The organism is Acidovorax sp. 100 (assembly GCF_003688355.1).
Lineage (GTDB): Bacteria > Pseudomonadota > Gammaproteobacteria > Burkholderiales > Burkholderiaceae_C > Acidovorax > Acidovorax delafieldii.
In genome coordinates, this window is sequence record NZ_REFD01000001.1 from 3,417,246 (window position 1) to 3,442,731 (window position 25,486).

27 protein-coding genes are annotated in these 25,486 nt (G+C 64.2%); 14 read left to right on the forward strand and 13 right to left on the reverse strand.

The genetic code is table 11. The features are described from left to right. Window positions 1–161: 161 nt before the first annotated feature. On the forward strand, window positions 162–1,784 hold the full coding sequence (locus C8C96_RS15820; protein ID WP_121942911.1) for a sensor domain-containing diguanylate cyclase: 1,623 nt from the start codon (window positions 162–164) through the stop codon (window positions 1,782–1,784). Between the two features lie 63 nt (window positions 1,785–1,847). Here the strand turns inward: C8C96_RS15820 and modC are convergent, their stop codons facing one another. Genes modC through modA form a run of 3 tightly spaced genes read right to left on the reverse strand, consistent with a single transcriptional unit; the run spans window position 1,848 to window position 4,423 of the window. Further along, entirely contained in the window at window positions 1,848–2,936 is a 1,089-nt protein-coding gene (modC, locus tag C8C96_RS15825; RefSeq protein WP_121942912.1) for a molybdenum ABC transporter ATP-binding protein, read from the reverse strand. Beyond that, window positions 2,933–3,616, reverse strand: a complete 684-nt coding sequence (modB, locus tag C8C96_RS15830) for a molybdate ABC transporter permease subunit (protein ID WP_121942913.1) — start codon at window positions 3,614–3,616, stop codon at window positions 2,933–2,935. The genes modC and modB overlap by 4 nt, the downstream gene beginning before the upstream one ends. 39 nt (window positions 3,617–3,655) lie before the next feature. Continuing rightward, window positions 3,656–4,423 carry a molybdate ABC transporter substrate-binding protein gene (gene modA, locus C8C96_RS15835; protein WP_199737482.1) on the reverse strand — a complete coding sequence of 256 codons (768 nt, stop codon included), beginning with the start codon at window positions 4,421–4,423 and terminating at the stop codon, window positions 3,656–3,658. A gap of 95 nt (window positions 4,424–4,518) precedes the next feature. Here modA and C8C96_RS15840 point away from each other — a divergent pair, with 95 nt between their 5' ends. Further along, a complete protein-coding gene (locus C8C96_RS15840; protein WP_121942915.1) occupies window positions 4,519–5,271 on the forward strand; it encodes a TOBE domain-containing protein in 753 nt (250 codons plus the stop codon). Window positions 5,272–5,319: 48 nt separating this feature from the next. Here the strand turns inward: C8C96_RS15840 and C8C96_RS15845 are convergent, their stop codons facing one another. Further along, window positions 5,320–5,655, reverse strand: coding sequence for a DUF2845 domain-containing protein (locus tag C8C96_RS15845; protein ID WP_233584254.1), 336 nt, complete (start codon window positions 5,653–5,655; stop codon window positions 5,320–5,322). Window positions 5,656–5,855: 200 nt separating this feature from the next. On the opposite strand from C8C96_RS15845, the gene C8C96_RS15850 reads away from it, so the two are divergent. From C8C96_RS15850 to C8C96_RS15870, 5 genes are all read left to right on the forward strand, one after another. After that, on the forward strand, window positions 5,856–6,581 hold the full coding sequence (locus C8C96_RS15850) for a response regulator transcription factor (protein ID WP_056744825.1): 726 nt from the start codon (window positions 5,856–5,858) through the stop codon (window positions 6,579–6,581). A 56-nt stretch (window positions 6,582–6,637) separates the two neighbouring features. After that, a complete protein-coding gene (locus tag C8C96_RS15855) occupies window positions 6,638–7,975 on the forward strand; it encodes an ATP-binding protein (RefSeq protein WP_233584329.1) in 1,338 nt (445 codons plus the stop codon). A 1-nt stretch (window position 7,976) separates the two neighbouring features. Continuing rightward, a complete protein-coding gene (locus tag C8C96_RS15860; RefSeq protein WP_121942917.1) occupies window positions 7,977–9,077 on the forward strand; it encodes an ABC transporter ATP-binding protein in 1,101 nt (366 codons plus the stop codon). 59 nt (window positions 9,078–9,136) lie between these two features. Further along, on the forward strand, window positions 9,137–9,844 hold the full coding sequence (locus tag C8C96_RS15865) for an HAD family hydrolase (RefSeq protein WP_121942918.1): 708 nt from the start codon (window positions 9,137–9,139) through the stop codon (window positions 9,842–9,844). A gap of 149 nt (window positions 9,845–9,993) precedes the next feature. Beyond that, a complete protein-coding gene (locus C8C96_RS15870) occupies window positions 9,994–10,950 on the forward strand; it encodes an AEC family transporter (RefSeq protein WP_121942919.1) in 957 nt (318 codons plus the stop codon). 26 nt (window positions 10,951–10,976) lie between these two features. On the opposite strand, the gene pdxH is transcribed toward C8C96_RS15870, so the two are convergent. Then, window positions 10,977–11,618, reverse strand: coding sequence for a pyridoxamine 5'-phosphate oxidase (gene pdxH, locus C8C96_RS15875; protein WP_121942920.1), 642 nt, complete (start codon window positions 11,616–11,618; stop codon window positions 10,977–10,979). Window positions 11,619–11,721: 103 nt separating this feature from the next. On the opposite strand from pdxH, the gene C8C96_RS15880 reads away from it, so the two are divergent. From C8C96_RS15880 to C8C96_RS15895, 4 genes are all read left to right on the forward strand, one after another. Continuing rightward, complete coding sequence (locus C8C96_RS15880; protein ID WP_121942921.1) at window positions 11,722–12,294, forward strand: TetR/AcrR family transcriptional regulator; 573 nt, start codon at window positions 11,722–11,724, stop codon at window positions 12,292–12,294. 146 nt (window positions 12,295–12,440) lie between these two features. Beyond that, window positions 12,441–12,902: a (2Fe-2S)-binding protein gene (locus C8C96_RS15885; protein WP_056744839.1), complete on the forward strand. Its 462-nt coding sequence runs from the start codon at window positions 12,441–12,443 to the stop codon at window positions 12,900–12,902. 15 nt (window positions 12,903–12,917) lie between these two features. Further along, the gene (locus C8C96_RS15890; RefSeq protein WP_121944048.1) at window positions 12,918–15,200 is read left to right on the forward strand and encodes a xanthine dehydrogenase family protein molybdopterin-binding subunit; all 2,283 of its coding nucleotides are present in this window, start codon (window positions 12,918–12,920) and stop codon (window positions 15,198–15,200) included. Between the two features lie 377 nt (window positions 15,201–15,577). Further along, entirely contained in the window at window positions 15,578–16,042 is a 465-nt protein-coding gene (locus C8C96_RS15895) for a GFA family protein (protein WP_116749865.1), read from the forward strand. A gap of 268 nt (window positions 16,043–16,310) precedes the next feature. Here C8C96_RS15895 and C8C96_RS15900 read toward each other — a convergent pair whose 3' ends face one another. The 3 genes from C8C96_RS15900 to C8C96_RS15910 form a co-directional block, all read right to left on the reverse strand. Continuing rightward, complete coding sequence (locus tag C8C96_RS15900; protein WP_099730274.1) at window positions 16,311–16,520, reverse strand: hypothetical protein; 210 nt, start codon at window positions 16,518–16,520, stop codon at window positions 16,311–16,313. A gap of 32 nt (window positions 16,521–16,552) precedes the next feature. Then, a complete protein-coding gene (locus C8C96_RS15905; protein ID WP_121942922.1) occupies window positions 16,553–16,966 on the reverse strand; it encodes a hypothetical protein in 414 nt (137 codons plus the stop codon). 610 nt (window positions 16,967–17,576) lie between these two features. After that, entirely contained in the window at window positions 17,577–18,812 is a 1,236-nt protein-coding gene (locus tag C8C96_RS15910; protein WP_121942923.1) for an alpha-hydroxy acid oxidase, read from the reverse strand. 119 nt (window positions 18,813–18,931) lie between these two features. Here C8C96_RS15910 and C8C96_RS15915 point away from each other — a divergent pair, with 119 nt between their 5' ends. Next, window positions 18,932–19,831, forward strand: a complete 900-nt coding sequence (locus C8C96_RS15915) for a LysR family transcriptional regulator (RefSeq protein ID WP_121942924.1) — start codon at window positions 18,932–18,934, stop codon at window positions 19,829–19,831. A gap of 155 nt (window positions 19,832–19,986) precedes the next feature. Here the strand turns inward: C8C96_RS15915 and C8C96_RS15920 are convergent, their stop codons facing one another. Then, the gene (locus tag C8C96_RS15920; RefSeq protein ID WP_158605766.1) at window positions 19,987–21,738 is read right to left on the reverse strand and encodes an IPTL-CTERM sorting domain-containing protein; all 1,752 of its coding nucleotides are present in this window, start codon (window positions 21,736–21,738) and stop codon (window positions 19,987–19,989) included. A gap of 245 nt (window positions 21,739–21,983) precedes the next feature. Between C8C96_RS15920 and C8C96_RS15925 the strand changes: the two genes are divergently transcribed. Next, the gene (locus tag C8C96_RS15925; RefSeq protein WP_121942926.1) at window positions 21,984–22,535 is read left to right on the forward strand and encodes an NTP transferase domain-containing protein; all 552 of its coding nucleotides are present in this window, start codon (window positions 21,984–21,986) and stop codon (window positions 22,533–22,535) included. A 23-nt stretch (window positions 22,536–22,558) separates the two neighbouring features. On the opposite strand, the gene C8C96_RS15930 is transcribed toward C8C96_RS15925, so the two are convergent. Beyond that, window positions 22,559–23,083, reverse strand: coding sequence for a superoxide dismutase family protein (locus C8C96_RS15930; RefSeq protein WP_121942927.1), 525 nt, complete (start codon window positions 23,081–23,083; stop codon window positions 22,559–22,561). Between the two features lie 98 nt (window positions 23,084–23,181). Beyond that, window positions 23,182–23,775, reverse strand: a complete 594-nt coding sequence (locus C8C96_RS15935) for a gamma-glutamylcyclotransferase (RefSeq protein WP_099730270.1) — start codon at window positions 23,773–23,775, stop codon at window positions 23,182–23,184. 107 nt (window positions 23,776–23,882) lie between these two features. On the opposite strand from C8C96_RS15935, the gene C8C96_RS15940 reads away from it, so the two are divergent. Continuing rightward, a complete protein-coding gene (locus C8C96_RS15940) occupies window positions 23,883–24,407 on the forward strand; it encodes an OmpA family protein (protein WP_108498628.1) in 525 nt (174 codons plus the stop codon). Between the two features lie 110 nt (window positions 24,408–24,517). On the opposite strand, the gene gloA is transcribed toward C8C96_RS15940, so the two are convergent. Then, complete coding sequence (gene gloA, locus C8C96_RS15945; protein ID WP_121942928.1) at window positions 24,518–24,931, reverse strand: lactoylglutathione lyase; 414 nt, start codon at window positions 24,929–24,931, stop codon at window positions 24,518–24,520. Continuing rightward, entirely contained in the window at window positions 24,928–25,479 is a 552-nt protein-coding gene (locus C8C96_RS15950) for a PaaI family thioesterase (protein WP_121942929.1), read from the reverse strand. Before C8C96_RS15950 ends, gloA begins: the two co-directional genes overlap by 4 nt. Between the last annotated feature and the right edge of the window lie 7 nt (window positions 25,480–25,486).

Here is a 25,486-nt window from a genome sequence, read left to right on the forward strand (position 1 = left end):
ATCCGTCAAGGCGACGCTGCCTCAGTCCCGGTGATGGCGCGCAACCGATTCGGAAATGGGATTGGCACCGCAGCAGGCCGCCCAACGCCGGGTCGCGCGACGCGCGAAGGACTTGTTCAGCGCGGCCCCGCATGAATCTGATCCATTTGCAATAGCCCTGCATGCCCACCACTCCCACGCCGTCCGCAAACCTGTTGCAACTGCTTCCTGAGGCGGTGGTGCAGACCGATGCGCTGTGGGAGATCACGTACCTGAACCCGGCGTGGCACAAGCTCACTGGCCACTCGGTGGCAGCGGCGCTTGGCAGGTCTTTGCTGGAGTTCGTGCATCCCGACGACATCGGCACCATGCGCTCTGGCATGCCGGTGTTCCGCTTGCGCTTTGCCGACGCGGACTACCGCTGGGTGCGTCTGCAGTTCCACCCGGAGACGGATGCGGCAGAGCGGGTGATCAGCCGCCAGGGTGTCCTGATCGAGATCACCGAGGTCACCGAGCAGGTGCTGGTGGAAGTTCGCCAGCGCTTTCTGCGCTTGCTGGAAACCATTGATGGCGTGGTGTGGGAGGCTGAAATCGGGGTGGGCAATACCTTTCTGAGCCCACAGGTCGAACGCTTGTTCGGCTACTCCGTCGAGGAGTGGCGGGCTGACCCGGGCTTCTGGAGGGCGCATGTGCATCCCGATGATCTGGACGAGGCCTTGGTGATCGACGATGCTGCCTACAACGCCACGCACAGCCATGCCTACGAAATGAGCTACCGGCTGATTGCCAAGTCGGGCAAGGTCGTGTGGGTGCGTGACCTGTGCCGCGCGGTGGTCGAGCCCGGTCGCCCGAACCGCATGATCGGCCTGATGATCGATGTCACCCAGCAGAAGAACACCGAACTCGATCTGTTGCGCTCCGAAAACCGCTATTCGCTGGCGACCCGCGGATCCAATGACGGCATCTGGTATTGGGACTTGCGAACGGACGCCCTGCATGTGTCCGGGCGCTTTCTCCAGATCGTCGGGCTGGGTAGCCGCGATCATGTGTACGACGGAGGCTGGCGCTTTCTCGAGCAACTGATTGATCGCGAGGATCGCGCTCGCGTGCAGGAGGCCTACCGCAGGCACCTGTCCGGAAACAGCGCGAACTTTTCGGTGGACTTCCGTGCGTTCCACGGGGCGGGGCGGCTGGTGTGGGTCAATTGGCGCGGGCTCGCCGAGTTTGAAGACGGTGTTCCCGTGCGCATGGCGGGATCGTTGAGTGATCTGGCCGAGCGTGGCAGCTCCTACGACGCGCTGACCAACTTGCCCGGTCGGCCGTTGTTCCGCGATCGCCTCGCGCAACTCATCGCACTGCACCAGAACGACGGGGTGAACGGTGATGGCGAGCCAATACGCGGTGGGGCCACGATGTTTGCCGTGCTGCTGCTGGACCTCAACGGGTTCAAGGCGGTCAATGACTGCTACGGACACCATGTGGGCGACCAGCTACTGCAACAGGTGGCGCGGCGGCTCGAATCCTGCGTGCGGGCGGTGGATCTGGTCGCCCGCATGAGTGGCGACGAGTTCAATGTGCTGCTGGAGTCCATTGACCCCGCTGAAGCCAGCCAACGGGCAGAGCAGATCGCCGCTGCCCTTGCCGCGCCCTATGTGATCGGCGAACACACCGTGATCAGTGGCGCGAGTGTTGGCTTGGCCGCCAGCGCATCCAGGCTGGCGACGGTCGACGACTACCTGCGCGCGGCAGACACCGCCATGTACCAGGCCAAAAGTCAGTCATTGGGCGTGTGCGTGGCCCCATAAGGCGTCGTGGCCACGCCCTGCGAGGGCGTGCGGATCCGGGCTGCAGGGCCGCAGGTGGGCACCTCAAGGAACAATCGCCACCGATTTGACCTGGGCCCACACCGCGCTGCCGGGCACCACACCCAGCGCATGCAGGGACCGGTGGGTGACCCGCGCGAGCAGAAAAGACTCCCCACAGCGCAGCCGCACCAGCGCCTGCGAGGGGTGGGCGTCGGGCGCGACCGAGTCGATCACGCAGGGCAGGTGGTTCTGGATGCTGGTCTGCGTGGGCTCCTGCACCGTCAGGCTCACGTCGCGGGCCAGCACCCGCAGCCGCACCGCCTGGCCCACCGGCAGGCCGCTGTCGCGCAGCCACATGGCGCCACCGGCAAAACCCACGCGCGCCAAGTGCCAGGCCGCGTCCCGCTCCAACACCTGGCCGCGCAGCAGCGCGCCCGCGTCGTCGCCCAGCACCACAGGCAGGTGCACCGACGACAGCACCTGGTCCACTGGCCCGGCGGCCTTGACCTGACCGCCCTCCAGCACCATCAGGTGGTCGGCCAGCCGTGCCAGTTCGTCGGCAGAGTGCGTGACATACAGCATGGGGATGTGCAGCTCGTCGCGCAGGCGCTCCAGCCAAGGCATGATCTCCTGGCGCCGCGCCAGGTCGAGTGCGGCCATGGGCTCGTCCAGCAGCAGCAGGCGGGGGGAAGTTGCCAAGGCACGGGCAATGGCCACCCGCTGGCGCTCGCCGCCCGAGAGCTGGCCGGGCCGGCGCTGCAACAGACGGCCGATGCCCAGCAATTCGATGGCCGTCTGCAGCGTGGCCTCGGCCTGCGCAGACCGGGCGCGCTTCAGGCCATACCGCAGGTTGCCCAGCACGTCCAGGTGTTCGAACAGGCTGGCCTCCTGGAACACGTAGCCCAGCGCCCGCTGATGGGTGGGCAGAAACACCTGGGTGGCATCGTCCTGCCACACCTCGCCCGCCACCACCACCAGGCCGGGGTGCGCGCGCTCCAGCCCCGCCACGCAGCGCAGCACGCTGGTCTTGCCCGAGCCCGAGGCGCCAAACAGCACCGTGATGCCGCTGCCGGGCAGGTGCAGGTCCACGGCCAGTTCAAAGTCGGCACGCGGCAGAGTGAGCCGGATGCGCAGGTCGCCGGGCGCACTCATGACAGCACCCGCGAGCCACGGTTCTTGAGCAGCGCCAGGCACAGCAGCACCACGAACGAGAACAGCACCATGCCGCCCGCCAGCCAGTGCGCCTGGGCGTATTCCATGGCTTCCACATGGCCGTAGATCTGGGTGGAGACCACCCGCGTCTTGCCCGGGATGTTGCCGCCAATCATCAGCACCACGCCAAACTCGCCCACCGTGTGGGCAAAACTCAGGATGGCTGCGGTGAGCAGACCGGTGCGGGCCTGCTGCAAGGCCACCGTGAAAAACGCATCCACCGGGCTGGCCCGCAGAGTGGCGGCCACTTCCATCGGGCGGCGGCCCATCGATTCGAAGGCATGCTGCAGCGGCTGCACCGCAAACGGCATCGAGAACACCACCGACCCGATCACCAAGCCCGTGAAGGTGAACGACAGCAGGCCCCAGCCCATGGCCTGCGTGAACTGCCCCAGCGGCCCGGCGGGCCCCATAGCCACCAGCAGGTAAAAGCCGAGCACCGAGGGCGGCAGCACCAGCGGCAGGGTCAAAAAGGCGCCCACGGGCCCTTTCCACCAGGACTGGGTTTGCGACAGCCACCAGGCCAGTGGCGTGGCGATCAACAGCAGCACGAGGGTGGTGAGGGTGGCAAGCTGCAGGGTCAGCCAGATGGCTTGCAGTGCTTCAGGGCCCAGAGGCATAAAGGAAAAGGGCGGTGGCGTGGATGGGGTGTGAGTATCTCAGTGCTCGTAGCCAAAGCCGCGGATGACCGCGCGCGCCTTGTCGCCCTTAAGGTATTGCAGCAATGCCGCCGCTGCGGCGTTGCCCTGGCCCTTGGTCAGCAGCACGGCGTCCTGGCGCAGCGGTGTGTAGAGCGCTGCAGGGACGGCCCACACCGAGCCCTCCACCAGGCGGCCATCGGCCATCACCTGCGACAGAGCGACAAAGCCAAGCTGGGCATTCTGGGTGGCGACGAACTGGTGGGTCTGGGTAATGTTCTCGCCCTGCACAAATTTGGGCCGCAGGGTGTTCAGCACGCCCAGTTGGGTCATTACCTCCACTGCGGCGGCTCCGTAAGGGGCGAGCTTGGGGTCTGCCACCGCGATCTTGTCGAAGGTGCCGGATTGGAGCACCTGGCCCTGTGCATCTACCAGGCTGGGCTGCTTGCTCCAAAGGGCCAGCTTGCCAATGGCATAGGTGAAACGGCTGGCATCGACCGCCAGGCCTTCCTTCGCGAGCCTGGCTGGGGTTTCATCATCGGCTGACAGCAGCAGGTCAAACGGCGCACCGTTCTTGATCTGCGCATAGAACCGCCCGGTGGAGCCAAAAGCCAGCGTGGCTTTGTGGACGGTGTCCTGCTCAAACAGGCGGGCAATCTTTTGCATCGGGGCTGTGAAGTTGGCGGCCACGGCCACCGACACCTCACCCGCTTGGGCCGAAACCGCCATCGCCAACGAGGCGGCCAGGGACAACAGGAAACGCTTCACGACAGACTCGCTATTCTTCATTAGAATAGCGGGACTGTAGCATGGCCGGCGTTACGCTATTCCACTGATGAACAGCGGTGCCGCAAACGCCCGCACCACCCAGTTAACATGCCCGCATGAGCAATTCTTCACTGCCACTGGCCGAGGTGCTGGGCCACGAGGCCACGGACAAGCGCATTGACATCCTGCGCCGCATTGGCGAGGTGGGCTCCATTTCCGAGGCGGCGCGGGGCGCGGGCGTGAGCTACAAGGCCGCCTGGCAAGCGCTGGAGACGCTGACCAACCTGGCCGGGGTGCCGCTGGTGGAGAAGGTGGTGGGCGGCACCGGCGGCGGTGGGGCGGCACTCACGCCAGCCGGACAGCGGGTGCTGCAGGCTGCCCATGCGCTGGCCGCTGCGCGCCAGCAGGTGCTGAGCCGACTGCACCGCGACGACGACGCAGCCACCGGCCGCGCCGCACTGGCGCTGCGCACCAGCATGCGCAACCAGTTTCCTTGCACCGTGGGCAAGGTGCGGGCCGTGGGAGGGCAGGTGCGCGTGCAGCTGCTGCTGGCGGATGGGCAGGCGCTGCATGCGTCCATCACGCGGGTCAGCGCGCAGTTGCTGGGTTTGAAGGCCGGGCTGGGTGTGCTGGCGCTGTGCAAGGCAACGGCGGTTCAGGTGGCACCGGACCCGTCCAGTCCCGCAGGCAATGCCATGGCCGGGGTGGTGCGGAGCGTCGCTCGCGGCGCCGCCCCCGAGGTGGTGCTGCAGCTGCCCAGCGGCATCCAGCTGGTGGGCTTTGCCGCTGAAGGAGCCAAGGTTCGAGCGGGCCAGCAAGCCACGGCGGTTGTTGACGAATCCAGCATCGTCATCGCCGCGACTTCCTGAGGGTTGAGGGCCTTCCAGCGCATTGGACAGGCGGACCAGCGGGCCCCGCTACCTGCTGCGGTCGCCGTCGCGCACGGATTCGATGGTGCCGTTGTAGATGCGAACCACCCCCAGGAAGGTGCCCGGCCCCCGGTCGTACGTCCACTCTTCCATGGGCACACACTGGTTGGCCAGCACTGCTGCGGGACTGCCCGGGCGGTAGGGCGTCACCACCCAACCCAGCTGCAGCATGGAAACGCACACGCCCTGGCGGTAGACGGGGTCACCACATTTTTGCAGCAGCGTCAGCGGAGAGTCTCCCTTGCCCACCAGCGAACCATTGCAGCGCAGGGACTGCGAGGCCTGGGCCGGCAGCACCGTGCACAGGGCCAGTGCGGTTGCCACCAGCTGCAAGGTCCTTTGATGAAGGCCTGGCAGCGCTGTCTGGTTCCGGAGGTATCTCATGGAGGCGGTTTCGAAAATACTGCGCATTACTGTACAGCGGCACAGCCGTGGAGGGGCGTGCACCGCCTTTCGCTTCGCTTTCATCGCCTGTCCGTAGAAGCACAGTGGCCCCAGCCCGCCACAGGCGGCATGATCGGGGGATGAAACTGCTGTTGGTCGAAGACGATTTTGATCTGGCCGGGGCCCTGAGCCGCAGTCTGGTGGCCCGTGGGTTCGAGGTGTTGTGCTGCGCCGATGGCAAGGAGGCCCTGGCGGCTGCGCGGCGTACCGCGTTTGACGTGATCACGCTCGACCTGTCGCTGCCGGGCCTGGACGGGCTGGAGGTGCTGCGGCGCCTGCGCGATGGCGGCAGCACCACACCGGTATTGGCGTTGACGGCCCGCGCCGCCGTCACGGACCGAGTGGCAGGACTGGAGGCCGGGGCCGATGACTACCTGGCCAAGCCCTTTGACCTGGATGAGCTGGTGGCGCGGTTGCGGGCCCTGACACGCCGCGTGGGGCGCGACGGGCAGTTGCGCTGCGGGGCGCTGTACCGCGAGCCGGGCAGTGGCGTGTTCTACAACGACGCATTGCCGCTGGAGCTGTCGCAGCGGGAGTCCGAACTGCTGCGGCTGCTGATGTCGCGCGTGGACCGGGTGGTCAGCAAGGAAGAGCTGCGCACCCAGGTGTTTGCCAACACGGACGAGCAGGTGCAAGCCGACGCGGTGGAAGTGGTGGTGCACCGGCTGCGCAAGAAGCTGGTGGGCACCAACGCCGAGATCGTGACCTTGCGCGGCGTGGGCTACCTGCTGTGCGATGCCGACAGCATGGCCGCCCACAAGACGGACAAAGCCGACAAGTCCGATAAGGGCGGGGTGGCCCGGTGACGCTGCGGTGGTGGCAGCGGCGGCCCTGGCGGCCGCGGGGCGGCTCATTGCAGCGGGTGCTGCTGGTGGGCTGGCTGGTGCCGCTGTGGGGGCTGGTGGCCGTGATCTGCGTGGTGCAATGGGGCTATCAGGCGCAGCATGACGCTACCGCGCAAGATGAGGCCCTGCGCCAGGCGCTGGCGCATTGGCCTGCAGATCTGTCAGCAGAGCCCGCCACCTCCCTGCGTGCCCAACCCGTGCCCGGTGTCTGGTACCGCGAGAGCAATCTGGACGGCGAACGCCTGGCTGGCAGCGCCGACCTGCCGCGAGTGCCTCCCACCGAGGTGGTGCGTGACCCCGGTGCCGTGCACTTCTACCTGGCGCAGGTCGGGGACCAACTGGTGCGGGTGGCCGTGACCCTGTACCAGCCCGCCGAGGCGAAGAACGGGCAAACCGTGGCTGCGCCCGTGGTGCGCCAGGCGGCGCGCCCGCTGGGCGAGCGCCTGCCGGGTGCGCGCCGCCTGCTGGGCGGTGGCTCGGGCCTGTGGTGGGTGGTCCTGCTGGCACTGGCGATGACCACCGTGGCGGTGCTGCTGGCGCGGGCGGCATCGGGCTGGTTGCGGCATGCAGATGTATCGCTGATGCGGCCGCCCAGCGGCGACGTTACGGGCACTGCAGAGCACATCTACGAAGGCCCGTCGGAACTCGCGCCCGCCGTGCAGCATTTTGCCGAGCTGCAACACAGCCAGAGCCGCTGGATCGAGGAGCAGCGGCGCTTTCTGGCCGATGCCACCCACCAGTTGCGCACCCCCATGGCCGTGCTGCGCACCCAGCTGCAGGCCGCCATGGCCGGAGACATGCTGGTGGGCGATGCGCTGCAGCAGATGCTGCATACCGTGGACCGCGCCTCGGGCCTGGCCAACCAGTTGCTCAGCCTGAGCAAGGTGGAACAGCTCAAGCGCATGGGCGAGCTGCCCAGCGTGGACCTGAACGCGATTGCCCGCGAGGCCGTGATGGAACTGGCCCCGCTGATTGCGGCCAAGCGGCTCGACTTTGCGCTGGAGGGCCCTGACACGCTGTGGGCACCCGGCGACGCAGCGCTGCTGGGCGAACTGATGCGCAACCTGCTGGCCAACGCCATCCACCACACGCCCACCCATGGGCGGCTGGGTGTGCTGCTGCGCGACAGCACTGGGCGGCGCGAGGTTCTGGTGTGGGACGAGGGCCCCGGTATCGACGACGCCGTGCGGCAGCGACTGTTCCAGCCGTTTTCGGCGGGGAAGGGCGGGGTGGGGCTGGGGTTGTCCATCTGCCGGCAGATTGCCGAGGCGATGGGCGCCCAGGTCACGCTGTTCAACCGCATGGACGCGGGGCAGGTCATCGGCGTGGATGCCGTCGTGGCCTGGGAAGAATGAGATGCCCGTGACGGCCCCCTCCGAGACACCTGCAGCGCATGGCATCGAGTTCCGTGATGTCAGCAAGCGGTACGGCTCGTCGCCCGGCGCCCCGCTGGTGGTGGACCACATCAGCTTCAGCGTGCCGCGCGGCACGCTCACCACCATCCTTGGGCCGTCGGGCTGCGGCAAGACGACCACACTGCGCCTGATTGCCGGGCTCGAATCTCCCACATCGGGACGCATCTTCATCGACGGGCAGGACGTGACCCCCCTCGGTCCGGCGCAGCGCAACGTGAGCCTGGTGTTCCAAAACTACGCGCTGTTTCCGCACATGAACGTCATCGACAACGTGGTCTACGGCCTGCATTTGTCGGGCCTGGGCAAACAACAGGTGCGCGACAAGGCGCGTGCCATGCTCGACACCGTGGGCCTGCACGGTCTGGACCAGCGCAGGCCGCACGAGTTGTCGGGCGGGCAGCAGCAGCGTGTGGCCCTGGCCCGCGCGCTGGCGCTAGAGCCCGCCGTGCTGCTGTTTGACGAACCCCTGTCCAACCTGGACGCCCGCCTGCGCCGTTCCATGCGCGAGGAAATCCGGACCCTGCAGCAGCGCCTGAAGCTCACCGTGGCCTATGTCACCCACGACCAGTCCGAGGCCCTGGCCGTCAGTGACCAGATCGTGGTGATGGACCGGGGCGCCATCGCCCAAAGCGGCGCGCCCAGCGCGCTGTACGAGCAACCGACCTCCGAGTTTGTGGCGGGCTTCATGGGCGAGGCCATGCTGTTCGCGGCCCAGAACCACGCGCCCAGCCCGGGCAGCAATGCAGTCACCGGGTATGCGCAGCTGGGCCCGCTGCGTGTGCCGTCACCCGCCGCACTGCCAACAGGCCCGGTCAAGATCGCCGTGCGGCCTGAGGCCTGGGTGATCGGACCAGCCACATCGGCGGGCCTGGCCGCGCGGGTCACCCGCTGCACCTATCTGGGCAGCGTCATGGAATACACCTTTGCCAGCGCCCTGGGCGCCATTTTTGTGGTGTCGCCCCTGGTGGAGTTGCCGCTGGATGTGGGGGCCCCGGTCAGCTTGACGCTGGCTGACCACGGGGTGTCCGTCGTGGCCGGATGAGGCGGGCGGCGTTTGCCCGTCACGCGCCACGCTGTTCAGTGATACTTTTTTTATGAGCGATGCCCTTGGACTACACCGTTGCTGTTTTTGATCTGGACAACTGCCTGATGGATGCCCGGGCGGTGGGGCCCTTGTTCGAGCCCGCTTTCGAGGCGGTGCGGCAAGCCAATCAGGGCGCTCTGGCCCCTGAGGCCCTTGCGCAAGCGCTGCAGGCCTGCTGGTTCACCGCGTTCGACCTGGTGGCTGAGCGCCACCATTTCACGCCCGCCATGCGCGCTGCGGGGTGGCAGCAGTTCAGCCAGATGGAGGTGAAGACGCCGTTGCGAGGCTATGCCGACATCGAACTGCTGCCCCGCATCCCGCTGCGGCGCTATCTGGTCACCAGCGGCTTTCGGCGCCTGCAGGACAGCAAGATCGATGCGCTGAGAATCCGCCCCTGGTTCGAACAGGTGCTCATCGACGCGATTGACGCACCACCCACCGGCGCCGCGCATGGCAAGCAGGCCCTCTTTGAGCAGATCCTGGCCCGCGAGGGCTGCGCGCCCTGCCAGATGCTGGTGGTGGGCGACAACCCCTTGTCCGAACTGTCGGCCGGACGCGCGCTGGGGGCCACCACCGTCCAGACGGTGCGGCCGGGGGTCGAACCCTGGCCTCTGGCTGACCACCGTGTGGAGGGGCTGCAAGGGCTGCTGGCTCTGCTGTCACCAGATGCGCCGCGCGCCGCGGCAGATACGTCCCCAGCGGGCCCAGGCCGGGGAATTGAATGAAATCGGCGTCAAGCGCTAGTGGAATATGCGCTAATAGCTATTGAATATGTAGCAAGAATTGGGTGTGCGGTGGGCGCAGCACGCCGAGTCGGCAGGGATCATGGGAGACAATCGGCGCCCACCTTTGCCGACCTGGCGCGCTTTTCTCCGTGAACTCTCCTGTCTTCACCTCGCTGATCCCCGTCATCCTGTTCATCGCCATTGGCTTTTATGTGGGGCGGCGTGGCTGGATTCGTGCCGAATCCGTCAAGGACCTGGCCAACCTCGTGTTCATGGTGCTCACGCCCGCGCTGCTGTTTCGCACCATGAGCACGGTGCACATCGAAGACCTCAACTTCGGCCCCGTGGGCATCTACTTTGTGGCGTTTGGCGTGGTCTACGCGGCCACGCTGGCCGTGCAGGGCTTCAACACGCTGGGCGCCGCCCGGGCGCTGGCCAACACCTTCAGCAACACGCTGATGATCGGCGTGCCGCTGGTGGGCCTGGTGTTTGGCGATGCGGGGCTGGTCACGCTGTTCACCCTGATCTCGGTGCATTCGCTCATCCTGCTGACTGCGGCCACGGTGGTGTTCGAGCTGGCGGCTGCACGCGAACATGCCGAGCGCCCAGGCGGCGTGCAGCAGCCCATGTGGCGCACCGTGCTGCAGGCCATCCGCAACGGCATCGTGCACCCCGTGCCGCTGCCCATCATTGCGGGCCTGCTGTTTGCTCAGACGGGACTGGTGGTGCCCGAGGTGGTGGGCAAGCCCCTGCAGCTGCTGGGCCAGGCGCTGGGGCCGATTGCGCTGCTGCTGGTGGGGGTGACGCTGGCGTTCACCAAGGTGGGCCACCAGTTCAAGGCTGCGCTGCGCATTGCGCTGGTGAAATGTGTGGTGCACCCGCTGGTGCTGGCCAGCATGGGCTGGGCGCTGGGCCTGTCGGGCATGCCGCTGGCCGTGATGATCGTGGCAGCATCGCTGCCCGTGGGGGCCAACGTATTCTTGTTCTCCCAGCGCTACCGCGTGGCAGAAGAAGAGGTGACCGCCAGCGTGGCGGTGTCCACCGCGCTGGGGCTGGTGACGATGCCAGTGGTGATTGTGGCGGTGACGCGCTGGGTGGCGGGCTGAGCTAAGGCCCAGGGCCCTAGTTCAGGTCAGGGCGCCAGCCGCTCCCGCACCCATTCGCCCGCGTCCAGCCGGTAGCGCAGCCGGTCATGCAGGCGGCTCTTGCGCCCCTGCCAGAACTCCCACTGGTCGGGCTTGAGGCGGTAGCCGCCCCAGTGTGGAGGGCGGGGTGGCTTAAGCATGAATTGCGCCCCGTATTTGGCCGCGTTGGCCACCAGCACGCTGCGGCCTGAAATGACCTGGCTTTGGGGGCTGGCCCAGGCGCCGATGCGCGAATCCAGGGGGCGGCTGCTGAAGTATTCGTCGCTTTCCTCGTCGCTGACCTTCTCCACCACGCCTTCGATGCGCACCACACGCTCCAGCTCCACCCAGTGAAACTGCAGCGCTGCAAACGGGTTGCCCGCAATCTGGCGGCCCTTGCGGCTGTCGTAGTTGGTAAACCAGACAATGCCGCGCTCGTCATAACCCTTGATGAGTACGATGCGTGTGCTGGGCCGCAGGTCGCTGCCCACGGTGGCCAGGGTCATGGCGTTGGGCTCGGGCACCTGGGCGCTGATGGCTTCCTTGAGCCACTGGTCAAACTGCTGCAGGGGGGCAGCGTGCGAGGCGTCTTCGTTGAGTTCGGCGCGCTCGTAGCTCGTGCGGAGGTCGGCGATGGAGTTCGTGGTCATGGCCACGATTGTGCATCCCCCGTACGATGTCGCATTGCGCCAGGGCCTGTGCAGTGAATTTTGACAGTGGTCGAATCTGTGTTCGTTTATATTCCTGGTTCCGATGAAACGCAAAGACGACGAGAAACAGCGCGCCATTGCCCAGGCCACCTTTGACCTGGTGGCCCAGCGTGGCCTGAGCGGCCTGACCCTGGCCGACATTGCCCGGACAGCGGGTGTGGCCACGAGCACGCTGTACGTGTACTACCCGTCCAAGGACGAACTGATTAGCCAGCTGTACCAAGATGCCAAGACCGTGACGGCCGCGCGCATCATGGACGGGATAGAACCTGGCATGCCCTACCGCGCAAGGGTGCGCCGCGCCTGGGGCAACCTGCTGCGCCATCGGCTGGACCAATACGCCGAGGTGGTGTTCCAGGAGCAGTACTACAACTCGCCCTGGTTCACCCAGGGCAACCGCGAATTTTCGACCCGGCTGATGGCGGGCTTTTTTGCGCTGATGGAAGAAGGCCAGCAGCAGGAGATCCTCAAGGCCGTGCCCATTCCGCTGCTCACGGCCAGCCTGGTGGGCTCGGTGCGGGAGACCGGCAACCTGATCCGTACCCAGGTGCTGCCCGATGACGAGGCCGTGCACCAAATGGCGTTTGGCCTGTGCTGGGACGCCATCAAGGCGTAAATCGTGCCGCTGCAGAAACTCGAATTTTGCGGTTTAATCGAATAGTTATTCTCTTAAAACAACAAAGCGGCGTGATGTCTGCCCGCGCCGCCCTACCGATTGCGCTGTGCTTTTGAGCGCTGACCTTCATCCCAAGGAGTCCCACGATGCCCACCCTCAATATCAACGGCAAAGACACGGCCGTGGATGCCGACGAATCCACCCCCATCCTCTGGGCCCTGCGCGACACGCTGGGCATGACCGGCACCAAGTTTGGCTGCGGCCAGGCGCTGTGCGGTGCGTGCACCGTGCACCTGAACGGCGCGCCGGTGCGGTCCTGCATCACGCCCATCTCGGCGGCGGCAGGCCAGAAGATCACCACCATTGAAGCCATTGCCGCCGACGACAAGGTGGGCAAGGCAGTGCACGCCGCCTGGGTCAAGCACGACGTGGCCCAGTGCGGCTACTGCCAGAGCGGCCAGATCATGAGCGCCACCGCGCTGCTCAAGGGCAAGAAGAAGCCCTCCGACGCCGACATCGACGCTGCCATGGCCGGCAACGTGTGCCGCTGCGGCACCTACGTGCGCATCCGCGCCGCCATCCACGACGCTGCCAAGACCCTGGCCTGATTGAAGGAGACCACCATGCACTTCGAACCCCATGCCCTGCAGGGCCAGGCACAACATTTCATGCCGAAACACCTCCAAGCGCTAGTGGATAAAGCGCAGGGCGCTATGAATTCAGGAGCTTTTGATGCGTCGGAAGGTGTGGCTCGCCGCACCTTCCTCAAGGTGTCGGCTGCCTCGGGCTTTGCGCTGGGCGCATTTCCCCTGGTGTCTGCTGCGCAGGGCGCAGCCGCTGCGGCCCCCGCTGGCCTCAAGCCGCACGAACAGCCCTCGGCCTTTGTGCGCATCGATGCCGATGGCACCGTCACCGTCACCATCAATCGCCTGGACTTTGGCCAGGGCGTGCAAACCGGCCTGCCCATGATTCTGGCCGAGGAGCTGGATGCCGACTGGAGCAAGGTGCGCAGCGTGCACGGCGACGCCAACCCGGCCTACGCCGACCCCGCATTTGGAATGCACCTCACCGGTGGCTCCAACTCCATCAAGAACTCGTACACCCAGTACCGCGAGCTGGGCGCGCGCACCCGGGCCATGCTGGTTTCGGCGGCGGCCGCCCAGTGGGGCGTGGACGCGTCGGCCCTGCGCACCAGCAGCGGCTTTGTGGTCGGCCCCGGTGGCAAGAAGCTGGGCTACGGTGCGCTGGCCGAAGCCGCCATGAAGCAGCCCGTGCCCGAAAAGGTCGCGCTCAAGGACCCCAAGCAATTCCGCCTGATCGGCAAACCCACCGGGCGGCTGGATGCCAAGGCCAAGTCGAGCGGCCAGCAGGACTACGGCATTGACGTGCGCCTGCCCGGCATGATGACGGCCGTGGTGGCCCGCCCGCCCGTGTTTGGCGCCAAGGTAAAGTCCCTGGACGACAGCGCTGCCAAAGCCATCAAGGGCGTGAAGGCCGTGCTTCGCGTGCCCACCGACCGGGGCGGCGAGGGCGTTGCCATCGTGGCCGACGGCTACTGGCCCGCCAAGCAGGGGCGCGACGCCCTCAAGGTGGAGTGGGACACCAGCGCGGTCACCAAGCCCGACACCGCCGCGCTGCTGGCGCAGTACCGCGAACTGGCCGCCAAGCCAGGCAATGTGGCCATGCAGGCCGACATGGCGCCGCTGGCGGGCGCACCCCACAAGATCAGTGCCGAGTTCGTCTTCCCGTACCTGGCGCACGCGCCCATGGAGCCGCTGAACTGCACCGTGAAGCTGGACGGGGACAAGGCGGAGCTGTGGATGGGCACCCAGATGCCCGGCCTGGATGCGATGGCCGCCGCCAAGACGCTGGGCCTGCAGCCGCAAAACGTCAAGGTCAACACGCAGATGGCCGGTGGCGGCTTTGGCCGCCGCGCCATCCCCACCAGCGACTACGTGGTGGAGGCCTGCGGCGTGGCCAAGGCGGCCCGCACTGCCGGTATCACCGCGCCCGTGCGCACGCTGTGGAGCCGCGAGGATGACATCAAGGGCGGCTACTACCGCCCCATGCACGTGCACCGCGCCGAGATCGGCTTTGACGCCAAGGGCAAGATCCTGGCATGGGACCATACCATCGTCGGCCAGTCCATCACCAAGGGCTCGCCATTCGAGGCCTTCATGATCAAGAACGGCATTGACGCCACGGCCATCGAGGGCATGAAAGAGCCGTACGACGTGCCCATGAAGCTGTCGGTGCACCACCCGGATGTGAACGTGCCGGTGCTGTGGTGGCGCAGCGTGGGTTCCACCCACACGGCCTACGCCATGGAGACCCTGATCGACGAAGTGGCCCGCACCACCAAGCAGGACCCTGTGGCCTACCGCCTGGCCCTGATGGGCGACAAGCACCCGCGCCACAAGGCGGCGCTGCAGCTGGCCGTCGCCCAGTCGGGCTACGGCAAGAAGAAGCTGGCCGCAGGCCGTGCCTGGGGCGTGGCGGTGCACGAGTCGTTCGAGTCGGTGGTGGCCTATGTGGTCGAGGCCTCCGTCAAAGACGGAACGCCCAAGCTGCACAGCATCACCGCAGGCGTGCATTGCAACCTGGTGGTCAACCCCAAGAGCGTCGAAGCCCAGGTGCAAGGCGCCGCGCTGATGGGCCTGGGCACCTGCCTGCCCGGCGCAGCCATCACGCTCAAGGACGGTGTGGTGGAGCAGAGCAACTTCGGCGACTACGCCGTGCCCCGCATCACCGACATGCCGCAGGTGACCGTGCACATCGTGCCTAGCGCCGATCCACCGAAGGGCATGGGCGAACCGGGCCTGCCACCGCTGGCACCGGCGTTTGCCAATGCCATCGCGCAGATCATGGGCAAGACGCCACGCGAGCTGCCGTTCAAGCTGGCTTGATAAAGCTTGTTGGAACGAGAGCGCCGGGTTTGGGAGAGCCCGGCGCTTTTTTTATGCTCCATCCCTCTGCTTCAGGTCGGTGTCCACCATCGCATTGCTCTGGCTGTGTTTTGGCGCGCAGCTTTCGGCCTACTTCAAGCGGCAGAGAAATGACTGCAATGCACCCAATACCATCATTGAATGGGGCGTTGGAGACAAACAGAATCAAACGGCCATCTGCCTCCGATGCGGCGTTGATGCACTAGTTGGTTTCAATGGTCCGCCCGATGACGTATGGTTGAGAACTACTTGTACGCGCGCATTCGGCGAGGATTGAGCTTCAGCTTTGGGCCCATACAGTCATCTCCCGACGCGCACTTTGTAAGTGAGAATGAGGAATGACCGATAGCAATCTCCCAGAACGGCCTTTGTATGAAGCCGCATGTCATTGCGGTACTGTGCGGTTTTCATTGCGTTTAAGAGATGGCCTGAGAACAGCCCGTAGATGCAACTGCTCCTACTGTCGGATGCGAGGGGCAGTAGCGGTATCGGCCGACCTAGACGATATTCAGGTCACACATGGCAATGAAGCACTCACGCTGTACACGTTTAATACGGGAGAGGCCAAGCACTATTTCTGCTCAAGGTGCGGTATTTACACCTTCCACCAGCGTCGCTCATCGCCAGACCAATACGGAGTCAATGTGGCCTGCATCGAAGGGATGAGTCCTTTTGACTTCGCGGAAGTGCCAGTCAACGAAGGCAGAACACATCCGAAAGATCGAATTGGAGGAGGCTCTGCGATTGCAGGATGGCTTAGATACGAAGCCAACCCTGAATCCCGCGAGAGAGCCTCTGGGTAGCAAGTTCTACGTCCGGTTCTGGCCGATAGTACTCATTCGTTTACCGTCACTGAACGACTGCAAGACAGCTGTAGCGGTTTCCCATCTCTCTCAACACCTTTGTAATCCAGAAAATGAAGACGCTTCAATTGCCATGCTTGGAAAGCATGCAAATCGGGGCAGGACCCGTGGCCAATTCTGCTTTTAGATTGCGGAGATTGTTTTGACAATCATCGCCTGTTGTGCGCGGTCGCCAATGGTGGGTGTTGCGCCATGCGCTCGGCGGCGTTCAATACTTTAGGTCCACCCCCAGATCGCCCAGCTTTTTCGCAAAAGAGTCCCTGCGTTTTGCCGCCTTTGCCGCTGTTTCTGTGGCGGCTTGTATTGCCTTGGGGCCCTTGTTCGCAGCCGCTTGGATCAGTCCGAACTTGTGAGCGGCATCTGCCTCGGCCCGCTTGAATGTGGCAATCAGTTCAGCATGCGCAATGGTTGGATTCACATCGGCTCCCTTATCGATCGGCGCCGTCACGCCTAAATTTGGACGTTGGTGCGAAGCAAGGCCGTTTTCAATTCGCGCGTGGCCGGTTTGGAAATATCCACTTTTTGCACCGCCAGATCGAACGAAGAGCCCGGCTTGACGCTGGTGGGCAATATCTTTTTGGCTGGAAGCTTGGCAGGGTAGGTGCCTTTACCCGGACACATGCGAACGGAAAACCCGAATTCTTCGAGCAGGCCTTTCGCATACAGCTCCGCCAATTGGTGAAACGATACGAAGGTGGAGCGTTTCACATCTTTGAGTCCGGGCTGGCTGACGTCGCGGACGAGCTCGAATTTTCCCAGTGAATCGCGCTGTGTATCAGTGAAAGGATGCAGCAAGAAAGTCTGACGAACGCCATCTTTTTTAGACACCAAAGTGTGCTCGACGGCAATATCGATTAACAGCATATTTTTTTATCTCCGCGAGTTGCAGTTTGCTTGGCCGAATCAGCTGGGGATCCTCTGCATGAATCGAGCGGTAAGTGTGCGCTGTGGATCGGGATGGGCTGCAAGGCGCAAAGCGCAGCAATAGCTGTAGCTATTGCGAGCATTTGCAACGCGGCAGACCGCCCGAGTCCGCAGATGCGCACGGCGCGGTGATTTGTTCAGAGGATCCCTGGTGCCATCCCAAGTCGCAGATTTTGTTTTCAAACCCAGTCACTGGGGTGCACGAGGCGGCCAAAAATCACCCGCGGGGCGAGGACTTTAACTGAAGGGCCACCCATGGCAGTTCCATAGTGCGCGGCAAACCGAACGGTTCGGGTCAAAAACTGCCCGCCAATGGTGGTCGAGTGAAAGTTCGAAATCAGCCTGAGGCTGTCCGTGACGCTACAGGCCAACCCTATTGAATGAAAAGTGCTACTAGCGCTTTGCGGATAAGCGCTGACAGCTATCAATATTGAAGTGATCGACAGGGGAGCGTCGGCGGCGCTGCCATCACTTCATTTCAAACTGGGCTGATTGCACTTTGCTCCCCAGCTTGATCAGGCACCCGCAGGGAAGCGTGCGCCGCAGTCCTCTACGGTGCTCGGCGGTCCATGAGATGCTCTGGCCCCAGCGCTGCACAGGTGGTAGCGCCCAGCATTGCCAGATTGCGGTCCACCTCGGCGCGCAATAGATCGATGGCCGCTGTAACGCCTGCCTCGCCGTCCACTGCTGCTGCGTAGTTGAAGGGCCGCCCCACAAACACTGCCTGCGCGCCCAGCGCCAGGGCCTTGATCACGTCGGTGCCCCGGCGGATGCCGCCGTCCAACATTACGGTCATGCCGCTGCCAGCCTGCTCGGCCACGGCGGGCAGCACGCGCAGCGGGGCCACGGCGCCGTCGAGCTGGCGGCCGCCGTGGTTGCTGACGATGATGCCGTCCACCCCGTGCTGACGGGCGAGTGCGGCGTCCTGCGGGCTGAGGATGCCCTTGACCACCAGCGGGCCGCGCCACTGGCGGCGGATGTGGGCGATGTGGCTCCAGTCAAAGTGGTCACGCGCGGCAAAGTCGCGCTGTACACGTGAGGACAGGATGGGCGCGCCGCGCTCGGCAAACGAGTTTTCAAAATGCGGCATGCCGTGGTGTGCCAGCGTGCGCAGCAGTGTGCCTGCCAGCCAGCGCGGGCGCACCATGCCGTCCCACGCCAGGCGAAGGCTGGGGCGTAGCGGGGTGGAGAAGCCCGCGCGGATGTTGTTCTCGCGGTTGCCCGCCACGGGGATGTCCACCGTCACTACGAGGGTCTGTACGCCTGCCGCAATCACGCGCCACAGCAAGGCGTCGATGCGTTCGGGGGTGCCTGGCAAGTAGGCCTGGAACCAGGTGCCGGGGGCGGCGGCCATCACTTCTTCCAGCCGGATGAGGGAGCTGCCGCTTTGTACGGCCGGGATGCCCGCCGCTGCCGCCGCACGGGCGAGCACGATGTCGCCCCGGTAGGCCGATAGCGCCGCGATACCCATGGGCGCGATCCCGAAGGGGCTGGCATAGCGCTGGCCAAACAGGGTTACGCCCTGGTCGCGTTGGGCCACGTTGCGGAGCACGCGGTGGACGAGGGCGATCTCTCGGAACGCCTGACGGTTGTCGTCCAGGGCCAGGTTGTCTTCCGCCGCCCCGGCCACGTAGCCAAAGATAGGGCGGGGTAGCACGCGGCGGGCAGCGGCTTCAAAGTCGTCCAGCGACAGCAGATGGGCCGTGCGGCCACTCCGACGCGTGCCATTGAAGGCGCTCCAGGCATTGGTGGCAGGCTGTCGGGGCGTGGTGGAGGGGGTGGACATGGCGTGGTTCCAGACAACGGTAAACGGGGGCTGGAAAGCAGTGTCCTGAAACCGCAATAATCAAGAAAGCGAATTTATTGCTAATGATTTGTTCGCCAAATTGAAAACATATTCACGACATGACCCTTAAGCAGCTCGAAGCCTTCTACTGGGCCGCCACCTGCAGCAGTTTTGCCATGGCGGCGGAGCGGGTGCACCTGTCGGTGTCCTCCCTGTCCAAGCGGATCGCCGAACTGGAGGCATCGCTGGGCCAGGTGCTCTTTGACCGCGCCGGGCACCGCGCGGCGTTGACAGAGGCGGGCACGCGACTGCTGCCTCTGGCGGGCGCGTTGCTGCAACAGGCAGACCGTTTGCAGCAGGACATGGGTAGCACCACCGGCCTGCGGGGCCCCTGCCGCCTGGGGGTGGGCGAGCTGACGGCGATCACCTGGCTGCCGCGCCTGGTGGAAGCCCTGGCGGCGGCGCACCCGGCGCTGGAAGTGTCTGTGCATGTGGATGTGGGTGCGGCCCTGGCGGAGCGGCTGGACAAGGGCGAGCTGGATGTGGCCGTGATCGCCGGCCCCGCCAGCCGCAGCGCGCTGACCTCGGTGCCGCTGGCGCATGCGCGCTTTGCCTGGTGCGCAGGCCCAGGCGTGACGCGCGGCCTGCGCCAGATGGATGCCGATGCCATGCAGTCGCAACCGCTGGTAACGCTGCCGCAAGGCTCTGGGGTGACCCATCTCATCGACGACTGGCTTCGGCAGGCCGATGCACGCCCCGCGCGCAGATTGGTGTGCAACCACTGGGGCGCCATCGTGGGCTTGCTGGCACAGGGCAGCGGCATTGGCCTGCTGCCCGAGGGCTGGGCGCAAGCCCTGCACGCCCGGGATGTGTTGCAGGTGTTGCCCAGCCCTGTGCCGCTGGGGTCGCTCGGCTATGCGTTGCACAGTCGGCGTGATGACCTGCGGCCGCTGGTGAGCATGCTGCACGGGCTGGCAGCGCAGCATGCGGATTTCACGGTGGCGAGTGGCGCGTTCTGAACTGCACCGTCGCAACCGTCACTTGAAAAACCGTAGGCATTCGGGGTGTACTCGGCTCAAAGCGGCTGCACAGGCCCGCTAGAACCTGACACCACTTGTCCGACAAAGCCAAGCCACCCTGCAGGGGGTTGGCATCGTGAGGTCGTGCTCACTGTTCAGCCGCTCGGTCGTTTTCGCATTTGCCCCATCCCCAACGTTGCAATGCAGCAAGCAACGAGCATTAGCGCCCATTGGCCCAATGTCGGGATAGACGTTGCCACGGGGGCCGCAACGGCTATGCTAAAACTCTGGGTGGTGGTGGCCTTAGTCTGACTGGTCAACGTTTGTGTTTCGCTGTTGTCGGTCACGGTAACGGAGAAAATCGATGTCCCTGCCGTAGTGGGTGTGCCTGAGATCACGCCGGTTGTCGGATTGAGACTTAATCCGTCGGGCAGGCTACCGCTGACACTGAACGCAAACGGCGGGAGGCCGCCAGAAATGCCAATTGGGACGTTGTAAGCCTGTCCTACCGTAGCTTGAGCCAAAGGAATCGTCCCCGAAGTGCCGCCTGCAAAAACCAAGTCTGCTCTAGGGGTGACCGAATTGCTCTGCACAGATGGCGGGCTATTTCCCACAGCGTTGGTCGCCACAACGGAAAAGGTATATGCCGTTCCGTTGTTCAAATTCGGGACGTTGCACGTTGTGGCGGGCGGTGCCCCGCTCACCGAACATGTTCCGCCGGGTAATCCGGTGACTAAATACGCAGTAATAGGCGCGCCTCCGTCGTCGCTGGGGGCCGACCAAGAAACTGTAGCTTGCGCGTTGCCAGGCGTCGCCACGGCGTTGGTGGGTTGAGCCGAGGGTGCTGCAGTCGCGCAGGTCACTTGCAGCGAGGAAACATCGCCACCAGACAACGTTCCAGATCCATTGATGACAGAACAAAACTGTGCTGGCGTTGTCGGCTGCGATGCCACAGTCACGGAATAGCTCGCTCCATCTGCCATGGCAGGAAACTGGAATGCGCCATTGCCAGTGATCAATAAGTCGTTGGCTCCGTTGAGTTGCAGTTTCAAGCCAGTACCGGCAAGTCCTGATACCGAACCGCCCACGATGTATGTGGGAGGAAGACACAGTGAACTGACATTGGAATCAACCCAATTAGATACTGTGCCGGTCAAGGCAAAGTTGTTGAGTGTTCCTGGTGCTGCGCCTACGCCATCTGTCAAAGTGGTGACACCGACGTTGTTACCATTGGCCGCACCTGCGTCAAAGGAATAGGAATGCGAGGCGCTAGGTGGGTAAATGCACTGCGTGCCAGCACGCAGAATCTGTGTCTCGGACAGCACAGAACTGTATATGGCCATCCGGTCCAGGCTGCCTGCGAAATATTGCGCTCCCCCTGAACGCGATCCCAACGCCATTTGGCCGTCGATGCCCGTGGAACTCGATCCTCCACTAACTCCCGGAGCCTGCACCCCGTTCACAAAGACAGAAAGAGACTGGTCCGTCGATTTCCACACCACCGCCACGTGAACCCAACTGCCCGAAGCCCCTATGGGGTTGACGGTTGCGACGGAGCGGGTCAAGCCGTTGGCAACAACATAAGCATAGATCGTTTCACCGGTATTGCGCGCGATCGAGACGTAGTTGGAACTATTTTGCTGCGCAAAGAGAATTCGCTGGAAGCTGGAAGTGCCGCCTAGACGGACCCAGGTCAAGATTGTGAAATCGCTGCTGGCAGGGTTTTGAAATGGCGCCGGCACGGACATGCTGACATAGTCATCCACGCCATCAAACGCCAAAGCGTTATCCGGCCCCGCGGGCTGGGCGCGAGCCCCTGTGTACAGGCAAGCAAGCAATACCAGCAAAGTGGCGAAAAATCGAACAGTTGAGGGAAGTACCATGAACACATTCTCCGGCTCAGTCATACAGGTCACTGATTCCGGGGAGCATTCCATCCAGGGGCCTAACTTTTGTCAATCCGCTAAACGGGTGAATTGACATTTTGGCAACCACTGTTTAATGCGCGAATGCGTCGAGCTGGGCCAATGGAATTCCTCCTTTTTATCGACTGAAGGAGAACATCAGGGTTTCATCCCGCAGGCGCGAAAAATGTTGGAATGGGGACATGGTTGCATCATGAAATAGTACGATTGCGACGTTGACTTCCGCCATGCTCCAGCACATACCTACCGTACTCGTTCTCGCTTCCGGCCGGGGCGAGCGCTTCCAAAAATCGGGTGGAAGCATTCACAAGTTGCATGCCTCTTTGGCCGGTAAAACTGTGCTGCAGCACACGTTGTCAGCTGTTCGCGCCAGTGGTTTACCATGGCACGTGGAGGATGCAGGCCACCCAGGCATGGGGGATTCCATTGCCGCCGCGGTAGGCGCTACGGCTGATGCGCCAGGCTGGATGGTTTTGCCCGGAGACTTGCCACTGATCCGTCCTGACACCCTGCGCACCATTGCTGAGGCCCTTGCCGACTGCACCGTGGTTATGCCTGTGTACCAGGGCGAGCGCGGTCACCCAGTTGGGTTTTCGGCCGCATGCTTGTCCAGCCTGTTGGCGCTGACTGGCGAGCAGGGCGCCGCCAGCGTGGTGCGCGCGCAGGCGCAGCAGGGCAGGGTACGGCAGGTGGAGGTGGATGACGAAGGCACAGTGACCGACATAGACACCGTGCAAGACCTGGAGCGCGCCGCGCAGTTGCTGGCGGCGCGCGGGTAACGGCGGCTAAGGCCGCTTTTGCTTTATTTGGAAGCAATCACCGCGCAAGCCAGGCGTGGTCCTGCGTTGCCGGTGGGTTGGGTCTTGTAGTCGTCGGGGTCGCGGTGAACGATCAAGCCCTTGCCCACGATGTTGTTGTCGGTGGAACCCACGCGAATGGTTTTCGACTCGAAGTTGAAGGTGGCAACACCGTTGGCATCGGCCTTGAGGCTGGGTAGATCACCCGTGTGGTGATCGCCGGCACCGTGGCTGCCATGCGGCTTGCCGCCAGGGTTGAAATGGCCGCCAGTGCTCATACCATCACCGCTGCTGCAGTCGCCTTTTTCGTGCACATGGAAGCCATGTTCCGCGCCTGGCTTCAGACCGCTGATGCTGCCCGATACCTTCACCACGTCGCCCGATTGCACAAAGGTCACCGTTCCAGCGGCGGTGTTGCCGCGGGTGGGCTCAAGTTTTGCGGTCGCGCTGGGGCCCGACGAATAGGCAGCACAGCCCACCAGAGCGAGGGCAGCGACGGATGAAAGCACAAAAGCAAAACGAGTGTTCATGACTCAAACTCCTTGATACGTTGAAAGAACGCGGTATTGAACCAGTTGCCAGGGGCCAACGGCCAGCCAGCACCCTATGTATGCAGCAAAAGAGTGCACTATGCCTCTTTTTGGGCCAACGCGATCAACCGAGCCAAAGCCCTGTCGTGGATGCCGTGCTTGCGCAACTCGTCATAGGTGGCCTGGGCGTAGTCGCGAGTGGTGCCGTAGCGTCCACAGGCCTGCTCGAAAATGCGGCAGTATTCGTGGTCGGGCAGCTCGCCCGTGTGGTTGGGACTTTTGCGCGACAGGGTAAAGGCCAGCGCCCGCACCGGGCCATGGGGCGTGTGGCACACCAGCCAGCGCGGGTCGTAGACAGCGGTGACCATCTCGCGTTGCCACAGGTTGATCATCACCTGCCGCGCATGCACCTTGTCCACGCGGAACACCATGCCCCGGCAGCTTCCGCCCGACAGCATGCCGAACACCAGTCCCGGGCACTCGGGCGTGCCACGGTTGATACGGCTCCACATCTTGAGCGCCCTGTGCCAGCCGTGGACCTTGGCCGGGCGGCGCTCGGCGTAGTCAAAATCCGGCCGCCAGATGAGCGACCCATAGCCAAAAATCCACAGGTCCTGATGGCCACCCCATTCCTGAAGGGCACGCTCCAGCATCGGCGCCGGGTCTCGCAGTGGGGCGGGCAGATTCGTCATGCCTTCACTCTACAATCGAAAGCTTTGCTGCAAGCGGCCGGGGCCTTGTTTTCGCAACGCCTGCATTGGCCGTCCAACCACTTTATTCATCACTACAGGGATCTTCCATGTCCAGCTCTGACGACGATAGCCAACAACGTTTTGCCCTCGGTTTTCTGTTTGCACTGATTGCGTTGGTGATCTCCGTGGTGGTGGGCACCGTGGTGGTCAAGCGTCTGGGCGCCAAGGCACCGGTCCGGCCTGCCGCCGTTGCGGCCAGCAACACGCCCGCAGCACCCGCCGTAGCCGTGGAAGAAGATATTGCCAGCGTGCGCGTGGAAAACGGCGTGGTGAAGTTCTACTTTGCCACCGCCAAGGCCGAACTGGCCGCAGGTGCCAACGAAGCCCTGGCCGACGTGGTCAAGGGTGTGGCTGAAGGCAAGAAGGCCGTCATTTCCGGCTTCCACGATGCCACGGGCGACGCTGCACTGAATGCAGAACTGGCCAAGCAGCGCGCAGTGGCCGTGGCCGAAGCGCTCAAGGCCCTGGGCGTGGCCGAAGACAAGGTGGAGCTGAAGAAGCCAGAAGAAACCACCGCGACCGGCAGCAACGCCGAAGCCCGCCGCGTGGAAGTGACGCTGGGCGCCCTGTAAGCGCCGCCTGCTTCTCCAACAAAAAACCCGGTACTGCCGGGTTTTTTGGGCCAAATGGCCGCATGCGCTAGTGGAATATGCGCCAGCAGCTATCTATTTGATAGTAAAAGTTACCGCAGACCCTGGCCGCCTGCGCCTTCGGCGCGCTGGATCAACTCGATCTTGTAGCCATCGGGGTCGGTCACAAACGCGATCACCGTGGTGCCGCCCTTGACCGGACCTGCTTCGCGCGTCACGTTGCCGCCCGAGGCCTTGATCTTTTCGCACGCGGCATACGCATCGGGCACGCCCAGCGCGATGTGGCCGTAGGCCGTGCCTATGTCGTAGCTTTCCACGTCCCAGTTGTAGGTCAACTCGATCTCGGCCTGGCCGGGGTTGCCGCCCTCGAAGCCCAGAAAGGCCAGCGAGTATTTGTACTCGGGGTTCTCGGACTGGCGCAGCAGTTGCATGCCCAGCACCTGGGTGTAGAAATCAATCGAGCGTTGAAGGTTGCCAACGCGCAGCATCGTGTGGAGGAATTTCATCCCTTCGATTGTGCAGGCAGATCGAAAACCAGGCAGGTGGTGGTGGCGTGGGCATACAGCGTGCCGTCCGGCCCCACCAGGCGCGCCTCGGCCGTGGCCAGCTGACGCCCGCTGTGGATCACCCGGCCCTCGGCGCGCACGCGCTGTACCTTGGGCGTGATGGCCTTGACCAGGTTGATGCCCAGCTCGGCCGTGGTGTAGCCGCGCCCGGGCTCCATGCGCGTGTGCACGGCACAGCCCAGGGCGGAGTCGAGCAAGGTGGCAAACCAGCCGCCATGCACCGTGCCCATGGGGTTCAGGTGCTCTGCGCGGGGTGTGCCCTGGAAGATGGCCGTACCTTCTCCCACTTCGACGATCAGGAAGTCCAGCGTCTTGGCAATGGCCGCGTAGGGCAGCTCACCGCGCAGCATGGCCTGCATCTGCTGCAGGCCGTTCAGGTGGGCGATCTGTTCGCGGCGGGCCACGCCCGGGCCGGGGCCTGCATCCAGCGTGGCCAGGATGTCGCGCTCCTGTGCCAGCCAGTGTTCAAGGTGGTTGTGCTGTGTCATGGGTTGT

Coding starts and splice junctions, on each gene's coding strand:
- C8C96_RS15950 (WP_121942929.1), bottom strand. CDS start 25,479: ATGACACAGCACAACCACCTTGAACACTGGCTGGCACAGGAGCGCGAC.
- C8C96_RS15890 (WP_121944048.1), top strand. CDS start 12,918: ATGCACTTCGAACCCCATGCCCTGCAGGGCCAGGCACAACATTTCATG.
- gloA (WP_121942928.1), bottom strand. CDS start 24,931: ATGAAATTCCTCCACACGATGCTGCGCGTTGGCAACCTTCAACGCTCG.
- C8C96_RS15885 (WP_056744839.1), top strand. CDS start 12,441: ATGCCCACCCTCAATATCAACGGCAAAGACACGGCCGTGGATGCCGAC.
- C8C96_RS15865 (WP_121942918.1), top strand. CDS start 9,137: ATGCCCTTGGACTACACCGTTGCTGTTTTTGATCTGGACAACTGCCTG.
- C8C96_RS15935 (WP_099730270.1), bottom strand. CDS start 23,775: ATGACGAATCTGCCCGCCCCACTGCGAGACCCGGCGCCGATGCTGGAG.
- C8C96_RS15840 (WP_121942915.1), top strand. CDS start 4,519: ATGAGCAATTCTTCACTGCCACTGGCCGAGGTGCTGGGCCACGAGGCC.
- C8C96_RS15860 (WP_121942917.1), top strand. CDS start 7,977: ATGCCCGTGACGGCCCCCTCCGAGACACCTGCAGCGCATGGCATCGAG.
- modB (WP_121942913.1), bottom strand. CDS start 3,616: ATGCCTCTGGGCCCTGAAGCACTGCAAGCCATCTGGCTGACCCTGCAG.
- C8C96_RS15905 (WP_121942922.1), bottom strand. CDS start 16,966: ATGCTGTTAATCGATATTGCCGTCGAGCACACTTTGGTGTCTAAAAAA.
- C8C96_RS15880 (WP_121942921.1), top strand. CDS start 11,722: ATGAAACGCAAAGACGACGAGAAACAGCGCGCCATTGCCCAGGCCACC.
- pdxH (WP_121942920.1), bottom strand. CDS start 11,618: ATGACCACGAACTCCATCGCCGACCTCCGCACGAGCTACGAGCGCGCC.
- modC (WP_121942912.1), bottom strand. CDS start 2,936: ATGAGTGCGCCCGGCGACCTGCGCATCCGGCTCACTCTGCCGCGTGCC.
- C8C96_RS15850 (WP_056744825.1), top strand. CDS start 5,856: ATGAAACTGCTGTTGGTCGAAGACGATTTTGATCTGGCCGGGGCCCTG.
- C8C96_RS15820 (WP_121942911.1), top strand. CDS start 162: ATGCCCACCACTCCCACGCCGTCCGCAAACCTGTTGCAACTGCTTCCT.
- modA (WP_199737482.1), bottom strand. CDS start 4,423: ATGAAGAATAGCGAGTCTGTCGTGAAGCGTTTCCTGTTGTCCCTGGCC.
- C8C96_RS15940 (WP_108498628.1), top strand. CDS start 23,883: ATGTCCAGCTCTGACGACGATAGCCAACAACGTTTTGCCCTCGGTTTT.
- C8C96_RS15930 (WP_121942927.1), bottom strand. CDS start 23,083: ATGAACACTCGTTTTGCTTTTGTGCTTTCATCCGTCGCTGCCCTCGCT.
- C8C96_RS15910 (WP_121942923.1), bottom strand. CDS start 18,812: ATGTCCACCCCCTCCACCACGCCCCGACAGCCTGCCACCAATGCCTGG.
- C8C96_RS15925 (WP_121942926.1), top strand. CDS start 21,984: ATGCTCCAGCACATACCTACCGTACTCGTTCTCGCTTCCGGCCGGGGC.
- C8C96_RS15920 (WP_158605766.1), bottom strand. CDS start 21,738: ATGACTGAGCCGGAGAATGTGTTCATGGTACTTCCCTCAACTGTTCGA.
- C8C96_RS15915 (WP_121942924.1), top strand. CDS start 18,932: ATGACCCTTAAGCAGCTCGAAGCCTTCTACTGGGCCGCCACCTGCAGC.
- C8C96_RS15895 (WP_116749865.1), top strand. CDS start 15,578: ATGACCGATAGCAATCTCCCAGAACGGCCTTTGTATGAAGCCGCATGT.